Here is a 14,236-nt window from a genome sequence, read left to right as displayed (position 1 = left end):
TCGCCTGCCCGACGATGCCGCGGCTGGCCAGGGGCGAGATCAACCCGGCCTCGGCCAGCCGCGCCGCCACCTGCCAGAAGCCGGTTTCCCCCGCTGCCTGCAGATCCTCGACGAACTGCGCGCCGGACTGCGCCAGCAGCGACATCAGCCCGGTCGGATAGCCCATCACGATCACCGCGTCTCCCGCCGCCGGGTCGGCCTCGGCCAGCCTCAGCCCGGGCGGCAGATCCGCCCCCTCCTCCGGCACCAGCAAGGCCAGGTCCACCGCATCGCTCACGCGGTCGAGGTGCAGCGCCACCGGGTCGGGCCGCCCCGGGAAATACGCCAGAAAACGGGTCATCACCGGCTCCAGCGGCGCGGTGCCACTGCGGAAGTTCGGGTTTTCATCCCAGGGCCGGGCGACGTGCCGGTTGGTGACCAACACCGCCCCCGCCTCCAGAACGAAGCCGGTGCCATTGAACTGCACCTCGGCGACCGGCCCCTCGCCCAGCAGCGACAGGAACGGCTGCCCCCCCGGCTGCAACAGCGGCACCCCGCCAGGGCCCAGCACATGCCGCAACATCAGCCCGCTCTCGCGGTCGCGCAGCCCGTAGCTGCCCTGGAGGAAGGCCACAGAAGGCCGCGCCGCGCCGATCACCCGCCGGGCGGCCTCGGAGCGCGCCTCCAGCGTCTCCAGCCGCTCCGACGTCGTGCTCAACCGGCTGCGCAGATCCTCGCGCAGGGCATTCAGATCGCCCTGCCGGATCGCGTCCCGCCGCGCTGAGGCCAGTTCCGCGGCAAGAACATCGACCTGCAGACCGCCGCTTTCGATCTCGGCACGCAGGCGCTGATCGGTGCGATACTGCAGGTAGACCGTGACGCTCAGCAATGTCAGCATCAGCAGCACCATGACCCGGAACCACACGGTGGTGTCGCGCAGCAATCGCCGCGTCAAATCGCCCGAGGCCCGCGCCGCCCGCGCCGGCAGCGGCCGGCGGCTGCTGTGCATGTAAGACAGGCTGTCGCCGACGATCTCTCCCAGGGTGGGTTGCGGGCGGCGCTGACTGTCGTAGACCCGGAACCGCGAAATCGGCCCGACCTCGCCGAACTCGATCAGGTCGCCGGGGTTCAGCCGGGCCGCCCCGGTGGCGCGCCCGTTGACCCAAAGCTCGGCCCCAGCGGCCGCATCGACATCGAACACCCCGCCGCTGCGGGCCAGCCGCGCCGCCAGCACCGCTCCGGCCGGCGCCGCCTCCTCCTCGCCGACGGAAACAAGCGCGCCGTCCGCAGCCAGCCAAAGGCCGATGCGGGCACCGGTGATCCACGTCACCTCGCCGCGGCAGCGACCTGTCAGGTGTTCCAGCGCCGCGACGGCCGGGCTATGGCTCAGGGCTGTCATCGCGCCCGATGCCACGCCTTTTGCCCCCGGCTGTCAATGCAATTTCCCTTGCACGATCCGCGCACGCGGCTCAGCGCCCCTCGAATATCGCGGCGCGTTTCTCGATGAAGGCCACGACCCCCTCCTTGAAATCGCGGGTGCGGCCACAATCGCCCTGCAGCCGGGCCTCGATGGCAAGCTGGTCCTCCAGCCCGGTATCGAAACTGCCCCGCATCGCCGTCTTGACCGCGGCAAAGGCCTGGGTCGGCCCCTTGGCCAGATAGGCCGCGCGGCGGCGCCAATGGGCGTCGAAGGCCTCGTCCTCGACCGCCTCCCAGATCATGCCCCAGCTTTCGGCCTGCCGCGCCGGGATGCGATCCGCGAACAGCGCCGCGCCCATCGCCTTGGCCAGCCCCACCTGGCGCGGCAGGAACCAGGTGCCGCCGGCATCCGGGATCAGCCCGATCCGGGTAAAGGCCTGCAGGAAATAGGCGCGCTCAGACGCGATCACAACGTCGGCGGCCAGCGCCAGATTGGCCCCCGCGCCCGCCGCCGGGCCATTGACCGCCGCCAGCGTCGGCACCGGGCAGTCGTAGATCGCCTGCAGCATCGGGGTATATTCGTCGCGCAGGATCCGCTCCAGGTCCGGCACCCCGCCGCCGGCGTCGCCCAGATCCTGCCCGGTACAGAACGCCGCCCCGGCCCCGGTCAACACCACCGCGCGGGCGCGCTTGGCCGCATCGGTCATCGCATGGGTGATCTCGGCGCGCATCTGGGCCGACAGCGCGTTCATCTTGTCGGGCCGGTTCAGCGTCAGAACGGCAAGCCCGCCGTCGATCTCAAGCGTGATGGTCTGGTATTGCATCGCCCTGTTTCTCCGCACGGTCGCATCAGAAGTGTCGTGCGGAGAGTGGCCGATGCGAACCCCGAGGGAAAGGGGCGACCGCGCGTCAGTCCTCGAGAATGCGGAGCAGCCGGTCCTTCTCGTCCTGGGTCAGCGCGCTTTCCTGCGGGCGATCGGCGCGGGCCCTGCCGCGAAGATAGGCCCAGGCCATCGCCGCCGCCATCAGCAACATCAGCGGCCCGGCGGCCCAGAGCAGCCAGTTCGCCCCGGTCGTGGTCGGCCGCAGCAACACGAACTCGCCATAGCGGTCGACGATGAAATCGACGACTTCCTCGTTGCTGTCGCCCTCCACCAACCGCTCGCGCACCAAAAGGCGCAGATCACGGGCCAGCTCGGCGTTGGATTCGTCGATGTTCTCGTTGCGGCACACCAGGCAGCGCAGATCCTTGCTGATCTCCCGCGCGCGCGCCTCCATCGCAGGATCGGCCAGGATCTCGTCCGGCTGCACGGCGAAAACCGGCGCCGCCAACGTCAGCGAAAACCCTAGCAGCAGCCCCCGGATCGCCTGCGAAATGCGCCTCATTCCGCCGCCACCGCCTGCTTGGCACCCTTGCGCGCCCCGGCCGCCACACGGAACCGCCGGTCGCTCAGGCTCAGCAGCCCGCCAAGCGCCATCAGCATCGCACCGCCCCAGATCCAGTTGGCAAAGGGCTTGATATAGGTCCGCACCGCCCAGCCGCCATCGTCCTGGCGATCCCCGATCACCACATAGACATCGCGGGTGATCCCGTTGTCGATCGCCGCCTCGGTGGTCGGCATCTGCGCCACGGGATAGGTGCGCTTTTCAGGGTGCAGCACCGACAGGACCCGCCCGCCGCGCGCCAGCTCCACAGTCCCCGTGGTCGAGAAATAGTTCGGCCCGCGCAGCTGCTCGACCTTGGTCAGGGTCAGGGTATAGGCCCCCACCTCGAACGGCGCGTTCAGCTGGACCACGCGGATGTCCTCGCTCTCCCAGGCGGTCAGCCCTGCAATGGCAAAGAGCGTCGCACCCAGCCCGGCATGCGCCACCCCCTTGCCCCAGTCGGCCCGAGGCAGACGGACCAGCCGGCCCAGACGGTTGCCGCCGCGCCCGGTGCGCGACCACAGATCCAGCGCCGCGCCCGACACGATCCAGGCGCCCAGGAACACGCCCACCGGCCCCAGCGTGCTGCGCCCGGTCTGCATCGCCCAGACCAGCAGCGCCAGCGCCACCGCCAACATGAAGACATAGCGCAGCGACCACGCCACGCGCCCCAGCCGCCCGCGCTTCCACGGCAGCATCGCGCCGATCGGCAGAACCAGCCCCAAGAGAACCATGAACGGGGTGAAGGCCGAGTTGAAGAACGGCGGCCCGACGCTCAGCTTCCGGTCGAACGCCATCTCGGCCACGATCGGCCAGAGCGTACCGAAGAAGATGACGAAACTGGAGACCGCCAGCAGGATGTTGTTCACCACCAGCGCGCTTTCCCGGCTGACCATGCCAAAGACGCCGCGCGCCTCCATTACGCCGGCGCGCGCCGCGAAAAGCATCAGCGCCCCGCCGGTGAAGGCGGCCAGGATGATCAGGATGAACACCCCGCGCTCGGGGTCGTTGGCAAAGGCATGCACCGAGGTCAGCAGACCGGACCGAACGATGAAGGTACCGATCAGCGAGAAGCCGAAGGCGAGGATCGCCAGCAGGATGGTCCAGCTTTTCAGCGCCTCGCGCTTTTCCACCACGATGGCGGAATGCAGCAGCGCGGCGGCCAGCAGCCAGGGCATGAAGCTCGCGTTCTCGACCGGGTCCCAGAACCAGAACCCGCCCCAGCCCAGCTCGTAATAGGCCCACCAGGAGCCCAGAGCGATACCGATGGTCAGGAAGATCCAGGCCGCCAGCGTCCAGGGCCGCACCCAGCGGGCCCAGGCGGCGTCCACCCGCCCCTCGATCAGGGCGGCGACGGCAAAGCTGAACGCCATGCTCAGCCCGACGTAGCCGAGGTAGAGAAACGGCGGGTGAAAGGCGAGACCAGGATCCTGCAGCAGCGGGTTCAGATCCTCGCCGTCGAACGGCGGCACGGCCAGCCGCAGGAACGGGTTGGAGGTGAAAAGGATGAAGGCATAGAAGGCCACCCCGATCGCCGCCTGCACCGCCAGCACCCGCGCCCGCAGCGTCGGCGGCAGGTTGCCCCCGAACCAGGCCGCCGTAGCTCCGAACAGCGACACGATCAGCACCCAGAGCAGCATCGACCCCTCGTGGTTGCCCCAGAGCCCGCTGATCTTGTATAGCAGCGGCTTGGCCGAATGGCTGTTCAGCACCACCACCCGCAGCGAGAAATCCGAGGTGACGAAGGCATGCATCAGCGCCGCAAAGGCAAATGCAGTCATCAGGAACTGCAGCGTCGCCGCCGGCTCGGCCACGGCCATCCAGCCGGGCCACCTCTTGTGCGCGCCCACCATCGGCACGATCATCTGTACGATTGCGGCCATGAAGGCCAGCACGAGGGCGAAGTGTCCGAGTTCTGTAATCATGCCCCGATGTATAGGGGGGCGACCGCGCGCGGCCAATCCCTTTCGCGACCGCCGCGCGATCACATTGTCGCATCCCCCCGCACCATTCTCTGTGCAGCAAAAGGGGAGCGCAGCTTACCGGGCGCGCAACGCCCGCCAGTCCTCCAGCGCAGGGTTACCCTCCGCCCATGTCGCCTCAGACGCCAAAAGCGGATCATCATCGGGACCGGCCGCATCGGGGGTGTCGTGCTGCACCCCGTCCAGCGCCGCGATGTTGCGCATCACCGCCGGCGCCATCGCCAGATGCGCCGCAAGATCGCGCTGCACCGCCTGCTGCTTGCTCTGGTGCCGCGCCCCGAAATAGAACGAGACGATCACCCCCAGCAGCCACCACAGCGGCTCAGGCACCAGCGCGATGCCCTGCATCCGGGTGGCGAACCACAGAGGGTCGATCATCGCCGAGGTAAACAGCCCCAGCGTGCCAAGGGCCAGCGCCGGGCGCGGAAGGCGATTGAGCCCGTCGATGAGCCGGTCGAACATCCCCTGTCGCGGGCGGGCAAACTCCGCCCCGTATTGCGCCAGCGCATCGTGCTGAACGCTTGCGTCCCGCTGCGCCCCGGCCTCGGCGTTTTCACGAAACACTTCAACCGTCTCGCGGAAGACATTGTTCCCGCGTCCGAACAACGTGGAAAGAAGATCGGCTATCATCCCCATGCCGCCACCCTTTCGCGAAACTCCGCCTCGCTCATGTGATAGCGTGGTGACACAAACGCCTCGGCCCGCAGGATCCAGCCGCCCTTGCCGCCGGAACGGGTGCGGGCGTACTTCCGGCTCGCCGGACGGTGATCGGCAAGGCGAAAGTAATAATTCCGCCGCGCCACCCCGTAGGCATCGCGCAGCGCCACAGGCTCGGGCAGCGCCGCATCGCGCGCGGCGGCGATGGACTGCGGCCCGATCACCCCGTCCACCGCCACCGGATGCCCCATCTCGCGCAGCAGCCGCTGCAGGATCTTCACCGCGTTCGCCCCGGCGTTCACATACATGTCGAACAGCGCCGGCTGCAGCGCCTCGGGCATCTCCGCGATCCGGGGCCGCGCGTAGTAATGGGTCAGATAGATCTCCACCGCCTGCGCCCGGCTCAGCGCGCGCACATCGGCCACGCCGACCGCGCCGTCGCCGGTCAGGTCCAGCCCCAGCCGCCGCAGCGTGTGAATGGTCACGCCGTGATTGGTCGCCCCGCCCGGATCGTCCGGGTCGTTGACGAATCCGCCCTCGCGCTCGACGATCTCTTCGGCGATTTGCCGCACGTTTTGCATCCGTGCCCTCCTGTCGGGAAACGCGGAGAACGCTGCGGCAAATAGGTTAATTCTGGATCACGGCGCCGTTCGCCGCAGGTAGGCGCCGGGCGCAACACCCGGCCCGGCGGTCCTTTTCTGGCGTGAAATACTCCCGCCGGAGGCACGCCCCGCAGGGGCGATTTCCGCTGCGCCGCGCGCGCTGGTGTCAGCTTTCCCCGGGTTCCTGATAGACGCCCTGGTCCTTCAGCGCGTCGATCACTTCCTTCGGCATATAAGTCTCATCGTGTTTCGCAAGGATTTCAGTCGCTTCGAACACGCCGTTCACGTATTGTCCGGTGCCGATCATGCCCTGGTTCTCGTCGAAGAGATCGGGCAGCACGCCGGTGAAGGTCACCGGAATGGTCGCGCCGCCATCGGTCACCGAGAAGCGCACGGTCTCGCCCTGCCCGCGCACCAGCGTGCCTTCCTCGACCAGACCGCCGATGCGGAACACTTCGGACGGCGACGGCGGTTCGGCCGCGATCTCGCTCGGCGCGCGGAAAAAGTTTATCCCGTCGCGCATGGCATAGCCGATCAGCGCGGTTGAAACCACCAACGCGATCGCGGCCAAGGACAGAACCTGGATGCGGCGCTGCTTCTTGAGATTCTTCATGACACCCTCACGGGAACAGCGGGGCCATTGTCAGCCCCTCCTCCTCTTTCTCACCTAGCATCAGGTTGGCATTTTGCAACGCCTGGCCGCTGCTACCTTTTGTCAGGTTATCCAGCGCGGCAAAGACGATGGCCCGCCCCTCGGTGCGATCTGCGGCCACCCCGACATGGCAATAGTTCGAGCCACGCACATGATGCGTGCTCGGCGCCTCGCCAAAGGGCAGCACCTGCAGGAACGGCTCATCGACATAGGCCGCCGCCAGCGTGTCATGGATCGCCTGCGCGTCGCCCCTGACATAGACCGTGGCGAGGATGCCCCGGTTCGCCGGGATCAGGTGCGGGGTGAACTGCACCCTGACCGGCCGCCCCGCGATCTTCGAGAACTCCTGGTCGAACTCGCCCAGATGGCGATGGGTGCTGCCGATCGCATAGGCGTTGTAGCCCTCGCTCAGCTCCGCGTGCAGCAGGTTTTCCTTCAGGCTCCGCCCGGCCCCAGACACCGCGCATTTCAGATCGAGGATGATCTCGTCGAGGTCGATCACCCCGGCGCTGATCAGCGGCCGCAGTGCAAACTGCCCGGTCGCCGCGTTGCAGCCGGTGCCCGCGACCAGCCGCGCGCCCCGGATTTCCTCGCGGTAGAACTCGGTCAGCCCGTAGACCGCTTCGTCCTGTTGCTCGAGCGCCGCATGGGGGTTGCCATACCACTTCTCGTACTCCGCCGGATCGCGCAGCCGGAAATCGGCGGACAGGTCGACGATCTTCAAATCCCCCGGCAGCGCCTTGATCACCTCCTGGCTGGTCTTGTGCGGCAGCGCGCAAAAGCACAAGTCGATCCGGGAGAAATCGATCTCCTCGATCCGGCACAGCCTGGGCAACTCCATGTGCCGCAGATGCGGGAACACCTGCGCCATCTCCATACCCGCCTTGCGCTCGCCCGAAAGCGCCGCGATCTCGATGTTGGGGTGCTGGGCGATCAGGCGGATCAACTCGGCCCCGGTGTATCCGCTGGCCCCCAGAATGGCGATCTTATGGGTCATCTTCGACCTCTTACCTATTGAATTTACATAACTTCATGACGATATGCCGACGAACGGCCAAAGGCGGATCACGCCTTGGAAAACGTGATCTGTCGTCGCAAGAATTGCGCCGCCCGATCGCTGACCCGCTTCGGATCACCGGTTGTCAGGAATCCGCCGGCCCCGTCGCCCTGCATGTTCGGATGCCGCCCCAGGTAATGGGCCAGGCTGTCGGCGACCAGGCTGGCCTGGCTATAGACCGCAACCTCCGGCCCCAGCGCATCCTGAAACACCTGTTGCAGCAATGGGTAGTGGGTGCAGCCCAGGATCGCCGCATCGGGATGCGGCATCTTGCGCTTCAACGCCTCCACATGGGACCGCACCAGCGCCTCGGCCAGGATCATGTCACCGTCCTCGATGGCATCCACCACCCCGCCGCAGGCCTGCGCCTCTACGTCCACGCCGATGGCGCGGAACGCCAGCTCGCGCTGGAACGCGCGACTGGCCACGGTGGCGGGGGTGGCAAACAGCGCCACGGTCTTCACCGCCACCTCGCGCGGGGGCGAGTTATCGCCCCATTGCCGCTCGGTCAACGCCTCGATCAGCGGCACGAAGACACCCAACACCCGCTTGCCCTTGGGCACACCGGCCTCCTGCATCCGGCGCAGCGCGGCGGCGCTGGCGGTGTTGCAGGCCAGGATCACCAGGTCGCAGCCCCGGCTCCACAAATCCTCGACCGCGGATTTGGTCAGCTGATAGATATCCTCGGCATCGCGCACGCCATAGGGGGCATGCGCGCTATCGGCGTAATACAGAAACTCCATCTCCGGCAGGTGCTTCTGCACGGCGTCAAGGACGGTCAGCCCGCCCAGCCCGGAATCGAAAATGCCTACTGCCATGGGATCGTCAGGCGCGATGCCGTTCCTCGAATTCAAAGCCGTAATCGTATGATTTCAGCGGTTGCGGTGACAGCTCATACGTGGCTTTGCGCAGGAAATCCATCATCTTGCGCGCATCCTTGGCCATCGGGTCGAGAATGTCACGCCCGATCGGGTCGCCGACCACGACGCGGACCGGGGTATCCACCCGTTTCCGAAACTCCTTGATCAGCAGCCCCAGCCGCAGGGTCTGGTGCAGGTGGCTGGCGATCTGGAACAACCGGCTGGTGTGCCCGTCGAAGAATACCGGCACCACCGTGGCCCGCGACTTGCCCACCATCCGTGCCGTAAACCCGCGCCAGCCCGGGTCCATCGGGTGCGAAAACGGCCTGGCCGCCGTGCTCACCGTCCCGCCCGGAAAGATGCCGATCGCGCCACCGTCCGCGAGGTATTCAAGGGCGGCCTTGCGGGTCTCGATATTGCTGCGCACCGCCTCCTTGGTCTCGTCGAAGGAGATCGGCAGGATGATCCGGTTCAGATCCTCGGTCTTGCGAAAAACCTGGTGCGCAAGGATGCGGAAATCGCCGCGCACCTCGCTCAGCAGATGCCCCATCATCAAACCGTCAAGAATGCCGTAAGGATGGTTGGCGATCAGGATCAGCGGCCCCTCGCGCGGGATGTTCTCCAGCGCGCCGCCGACCACGTCGAGGGTCAGGCCATAGCGTTCCACCATCACCAACCAGAAATCGCGCCCGGCCGCGACCTCTGACTCATAACCGTCCGCACGCTTGATCAGCCGAAGCCGCCCGGTGGTGTTCTCCATCAGGCGAATCATCGCCCGCCCCCCCTTGGTGGCGGCGGAATGGGCATAGCTGATATCGCGGGCAATATGGCGGCGCGATTGCATTCACGAACTCCGGCAGAATCGGCGGCGCAGGCCGCCAAAGGTTACGCAGGTTCATAAACCCTATGACGCTTCTGTGAAGCTCTTATTCCGCCGCCGCCTTCATGTTCGGTCCCCCTTGGCGAAAGGCCGCCAGCAGCTCTTCGCGCCGCTTGGCCGCCTTCGCCTCACTGGCCAGTTTCACCGGGCCAAAGCCGCGGATCTCCAGCGGCAGCGCGGCCAGCGCGAGGGCGATATCGCGGGTCTCGGGCGTGACCTTGGCCAGAACCTCGTTCATGTCCCTTTCGTATTGCCGGATCAGGGCGCGCTCCATCTTGCGCTCGGCGCTATAGCCGAACAGGTCCAGCGGCGTGCCGCGCAGGCGCTTCATCCGCGCCAGGATCTTCATCGGCCGCAGCATCCATTCCCCGAATTCGCGCTTTATCGGGCGTCCGTCCGGCCCCTTGCCGCCCAGGATCGGCGGCGCCAGATGAAAACTCATCTTCAAATCGCCATCGAACTCGCGCGCTGCCTTGTCGCGGCTCGTCAACAGCAGCCGGGCGACCTCGTATTCGTCCTTGTAGGCCAACAGCTTGTGATACCCCTTGGCAACCGCCTCCTTCAGCTCGCTGTCCTCGATCCCCTCCAGCATTTTGCCGTACCGTTTGGCCAGCCTCTTGCCTTGGTAGGCGATCAGATGCTCGGCGCGATAGGCGATCTTCTCGTCCAGCGACTTGGGCAGCTCGACCACATTGGGTTTCAGCAACTTGCCGGCGTCGCCCGGATGCAGCACCGCCCAGCGCCCGATGTCAAAGGCCCGCAGGTTCTGTTGCACCGCAGCACCATTCAGCTCGATCGCCTGGGTGATCGCATCAAGGCTGACCGGGATCAGCCCGCGCTGCCAGGCGCCGCCGAACACCATCATGTTGGAATAGATCGAATCGCCCATCGTGACCCGCGCCAGTTCCGAGGCATCGAACAGCGACAGGTTCTCCTTCAGGCGCGCCTCCAGCGCCAGCGACAGCCGGTCGGTCGGAATGGTGAACTCGGTATTGCGGGTGAAATCGCCGGTGATGATCTCGTGGCTGTTGACCACGGCACCGCTGCGCCCGGTCGTCATCAACCCCAGCGTCTTGGCCCCGGCGCTGACCACAAGGTCGCCGCCGATCAGCGCGTCGCACTCCCCGGTGGCGACGCGGATGGCGCTGATGTCCTCGGGTTTTTCGGCGATGCGGCAGTGGATATGCACCGCGCCGCCCTTTTGCGCCAACCCGGCCATCTCCATCATGCCTGCGCCCTTGCCGTCGATCTGGGCGGCCTGCGCCAGCACCGCGCCGATGGTCACCACCCCGGTGCCACCGACCCCGGTGATCACCACGTTATGGGTGCCGTCGATCGCCGGCAATTCGGGCAGCGGCAGATGCGGCAGGTCCAGCTCGGCGGTCGCCTCCTTGCGGATCTTGGCGCCCTGCACCGTCACGAAGGACGGGCAGAACCCCTTGACGCAGGAAAAATCCTTGTTGCACGACGACTGGTCGATCGCCCGCTTGCGGCCCAGCTCGGTCTCCTTCGGCACGATCGAGACGCAGTTCGACTGCACGCCGCAATCGCCGCAGCCCTCGCAGACGTCGGTGTTGATGAACACCCGCTTGTCCGGGTCGGGAAAGGTGCCCCGCTTGCGCCGGCGGCGTTTCTCGGCGGCGCAGGTCTGGATATAGACGATGGCCGAGACTCCCTCGGTCTGGCGCATCTTCTCCTGCACCTGCATCAGTTCGGCGCGCTCATGGGTCGGCACCCCGGCGGGCAGCGCCTTGAAATCCACGTCTTCCTTCTCGTCATAGACGACGGCGAGGTGCTTGACCCCCATCGCCTTGAGCTCGTGCGCGATGCGCGGCGCCGTCAGGTCGCCCTCGTTGTCCTGCCCGCCGGTCATCGCCACGGCGTCATTGTAGAGGATCTTGTAGGTGATGTTGGTGCCCGCAGCCAGCGCGGCGCGGATCGCCTGCACGCCCGAGTGGTTATAGGTGCCGTCGCCGAGGTTCTGGAACACATGCGGCGTCTTGGAAAACGGCGCCTCGCCGATCCAGTTGGCCCCCTCGCCGCCCATATGGGTGAACCCCAGCGTGTTGCGGTCCATCCACTGCACCATGAAATGGCAGCCGATCCCGGCATAGGCGCGCGACCCGTCAGGCACCTTGGTGCCGGTGTTGTGCGGACAGCCCGAGCAGAAATAGGGCAGCCGGCTGGCGATCTCCTCGGCGTTATCGTTGCGCCGCGCATCGTCCAGCGCCTGCATGCCGGCGCGGATACGGTCGGTCTCGCGCCCCTCCTCGATCAGGATGCCGCCCAGCTTTTCCGCGATCATGATCGGGTCCAGCGCGCCGCGGGTCGGGAACAGCTCCTCTCGGTGGATGCCGCCGGCGCCGCCCTTGTACCAGCCGTACACACGGCGGCCGCGGCGGTCGTCAAAGATCGCCTCCTTGATCTGCACCTCGATCAGCTTGCGCTTTTCCTCGACCACCACGATCAGGTCCAGCCCTTCGGCCCAGTCGTGGAACCCCTTCATGTCCAGCGGAAAGGTCTGCCCGATCTTGTAGGTGGTGATGCCCAGCCGCTCGGCCTCACCCTCGTCGATGTTCAGCAACGTCAGCGCGTGCTGCAGGTCGAGCCAGTTCTTGCCGGCCGCGACCAGCCCGATCCTGGCGCCGGGCTTGCCCCAGACCCGCTTGTCGATCTTGTTGGCATGGGCAAAGGCCTCGGCGGCAAACCGCTTGTAATCGATGATCCGCGCCTCCTGCGGCACGCGGTCGTCGATCAGCCGGATATTCAGCCCGCCCTCGGGCATGTCGAAGGGCGGCGTCACCAGGTGCACCCGCTCCGGATCGCCATCGACGACCGAGGTCACCTCGATGGTGTCCTTCATCGTCTTCAGCCCGACCCAGAGGCCCGAGAACCGCGACAGCGCAAAGCCGTAGATGCCGTAATCCAGGATCTCCTGCACCCCTGCCGGGCTGACGATGGGCATATAGGCATCCATCAAAGCCCATTCCGACTGGTGCAGCACGGTGGACGACTCACCCGTATGGTCGTCGCCCATCGCCATCACCACCCCGCCCAGCGCGCTGGTGCCGGCCATGTTGGCGTGCCGGATCACGTCACCGGAGCGGTCCACCCCCGGCCCCTTGCCGTACCACAGGCCAAAGACGCCGTCGTACTTGCCCTCGCCGCGCAACTCGGCCTGCTGACTGCCCCAAAGGGCGGTCGCCGCCAGGTCCTCGTTCAATCCGTACTGAAAGGTGACATCGCTTTCGGCCAGCGGTTTCGCCGCCCGCGACATCTGCAGATCGACCGCCCCCAGGGGCGAGCCCCGGTACCCCGTGACCAGCCCGGCGGTGTTGTGCCCCGCGGCGCGGTCGCGGGCCTTCTGCATCAGCATGAGCCGGACCAGGGCCTGCGTCCCGTTCAGCAGGACCGGGCTTTTCTCCAGGTCAAAACGGTCGTTGAGCGAGATTTTCTGCGTACTCATTCGGCGCCTCCCCACGTCTGATCAGATTGCAACTGGTTGCTGTCCTCACAATAGGTCACGATTACTGACCTGAACAGGGTTTTTTTGCTACACTCCGAAACGAAGCTAAATGGAACGTGTCAGTAAACCCTCTAATGTATGTAGAGCACAGGCCGGCGGACGAAAGTGACAGATATGGATTGGGACAAGCTTAGAATATTTCACGCCGTGGCCGATGCGGGCAGCCTCACCCATGCGGGCGAGCGACTCAACCTGTCTCAGTCGGCGGTCAGTCGGCAGATTCGCGCGCTGGAAGAGGGGCTGAACAGCACCCTGTTCCACCGCCACGCGCGCGGGCTGATTCTGACCGAACAGGGCGAGCTTCTGTTCGACGCCACCCGCGCCATGACCAAGCGCCTAGAAGCCGCCGCCGCCCGCATCCGCGACAGCGAGGAAGAGGTCTTCGGCGTGCTCAAGGTCACCACCACCACAGGTTTCGGCACCCTGTGGCTGGCGCCGCGCCTGACCAAGCTCTATGACAAGTACCCCGACCTGAAAATCGACCTGATGCTGGAGGAACGCGTGCTCGACCTGCCCATGCGCGAGGCCGACGTCGCCATCCGCATGAAGGAACCGAGCCAGGCCGACCTGATCCGCAAACGGCTGATGACCGTGCAGATGCAGCTCTATGCCTCGCAGGACTATCTGCGGCGCCATGGCACGCCCGAGGATATCGCCGACATCGCCGATCACCGCCTGATCTGTCAGACCCCTTCGGCTCCGCAGGTGGGGGCGGGTGCGCTGATGGTGCAGCAACTGATGGCCAACAACCCGCATTCGCTGCTGTCGGTGAACAACTATTTCGGGGTGCTGCAGGGGGTGCTGCACGATCTCGGCATCGGCGCCCTGCCCGACTACCTGACCGAGGATTTTCCCCATCTGGTCCGGGTCCTGCCCGAGATCGAATCCGGCGAAGTCCCGGTGTTCCTCGCCTATCCAGAAGAGTTGCGGCACTCCAAACGCATCTCCGCGTTCCGCGACTTCGTGCAGGACGAGATTATTTCACACCGCAAGCAATTGCGCCAATTGGGAAAAATATGAGCTATGCACTGACCTCATGACAGTCATGCTGCACTTGCGGCATGATTGCTCTTGATCGTTCACGTTGTGATCCCTAAATGACCACTCGAAGGCGATGCTGCCCAGTTGCGCATCATCTTCATACCTCCCTGTTGGACTATGGCCGAGCTTAGTGCTCGGCCTCTTTTTTTGTCCGGG

The 14,236-nt window shown here is 66.1% G+C and carries 12 protein-coding genes; 1 reads left to right on the top strand and 11 read right to left on the bottom strand.

Annotation, left to right across the window (positions count from 1 at the left end; translation table 11 throughout):
- The 11 genes from P1U75_RS15645 to P1U75_RS15595 all read right to left on the bottom strand — a co-directional run.
- Positions 1–1,378 (bottom strand): trypsin-like peptidase domain-containing protein (locus P1U75_RS15645; RefSeq protein WP_300245005.1); only part of this gene is annotated, 1,378 nt, incomplete at its 3' end.
- A gap of 70 nt (positions 1,379–1,448) precedes the next feature.
- A complete protein-coding gene (locus P1U75_RS15640; protein WP_300245004.1) occupies positions 1,449–2,222 on the bottom strand; it encodes an enoyl-CoA hydratase-related protein in 774 nt (257 codons plus the stop codon).
- Between the two features lie 85 nt (positions 2,223–2,307).
- A complete protein-coding gene (locus tag P1U75_RS15635) occupies positions 2,308–2,784 on the bottom strand; it encodes a cytochrome c-type biogenesis protein (RefSeq protein ID WP_300245003.1) in 477 nt (158 codons plus the stop codon).
- Complete coding sequence (locus P1U75_RS15630) at positions 2,781–4,748, bottom strand: heme lyase CcmF/NrfE family subunit (protein WP_300245002.1); 1,968 nt, start codon at positions 4,746–4,748, stop codon at positions 2,781–2,783. Before P1U75_RS15630 ends, P1U75_RS15635 begins: the two co-directional genes overlap by 4 nt.
- Positions 4,749–4,862: 114 nt before the next feature.
- A complete protein-coding gene (locus P1U75_RS15625; RefSeq protein WP_300245001.1) occupies positions 4,863–5,441 on the bottom strand; it encodes a holin family protein in 579 nt (192 codons plus the stop codon).
- Positions 5,432–6,043, bottom strand: a complete 612-nt coding sequence (locus tag P1U75_RS15620) for a holin-associated N-acetylmuramidase (protein WP_300244999.1) — start codon at positions 6,041–6,043, stop codon at positions 5,432–5,434. Before P1U75_RS15620 ends, P1U75_RS15625 begins: the two co-directional genes overlap by 10 nt.
- Positions 6,044–6,230: 187 nt before the next feature.
- The gene (gene ccmE / locus P1U75_RS15615) at positions 6,231–6,677 is read right to left on the bottom strand and encodes a cytochrome c maturation protein CcmE (protein WP_300244998.1); all 447 of its coding nucleotides are present in this window, start codon (positions 6,675–6,677) and stop codon (positions 6,231–6,233) included.
- A 7-nt stretch (positions 6,678–6,684) separates the two neighbouring features.
- Positions 6,685–7,713, bottom strand: coding sequence for an N-acetyl-gamma-glutamyl-phosphate reductase (gene argC / locus P1U75_RS15610; RefSeq protein WP_300244997.1), 1,029 nt, complete (start codon positions 7,711–7,713; stop codon positions 6,685–6,687).
- A 68-nt stretch (positions 7,714–7,781) separates the two neighbouring features.
- On the bottom strand, positions 7,782–8,591 hold the full coding sequence (gene murI, locus P1U75_RS15605) for a glutamate racemase (RefSeq protein ID WP_300244996.1): 810 nt from the start codon (positions 8,589–8,591) through the stop codon (positions 7,782–7,784).
- A gap of 7 nt (positions 8,592–8,598) precedes the next feature.
- Entirely contained in the window at positions 8,599–9,477 is an 879-nt protein-coding gene (locus P1U75_RS15600) for a lysophospholipid acyltransferase family protein (protein ID WP_300244995.1), read from the bottom strand.
- Positions 9,478–9,559: 82 nt separating this feature from the next.
- Positions 9,560–12,979: an indolepyruvate ferredoxin oxidoreductase family protein gene (locus tag P1U75_RS15595; protein ID WP_300244994.1), complete on the bottom strand. Its 3,420-nt coding sequence runs from the start codon at positions 12,977–12,979 to the stop codon at positions 9,560–9,562.
- 174 nt (positions 12,980–13,153) lie between these two features.
- Between P1U75_RS15595 and P1U75_RS15590 the strand changes: the two genes are divergently transcribed.
- Positions 13,154–14,059: a LysR family transcriptional regulator gene (locus P1U75_RS15590; protein ID WP_300245008.1), complete on the top strand. Its 906-nt coding sequence runs from the start codon at positions 13,154–13,156 to the stop codon at positions 14,057–14,059.
- Positions 14,060–14,236: the final 177 nt, after the last annotated feature.

The organism is Antarcticimicrobium sp. (assembly GCF_029212575.1).
GTDB lineage: Bacteria > Pseudomonadota > Alphaproteobacteria > Rhodobacterales > Rhodobacteraceae > Antarcticimicrobium.
This window is presented reverse-complemented; position numbering and strand designations above follow the sequence as displayed.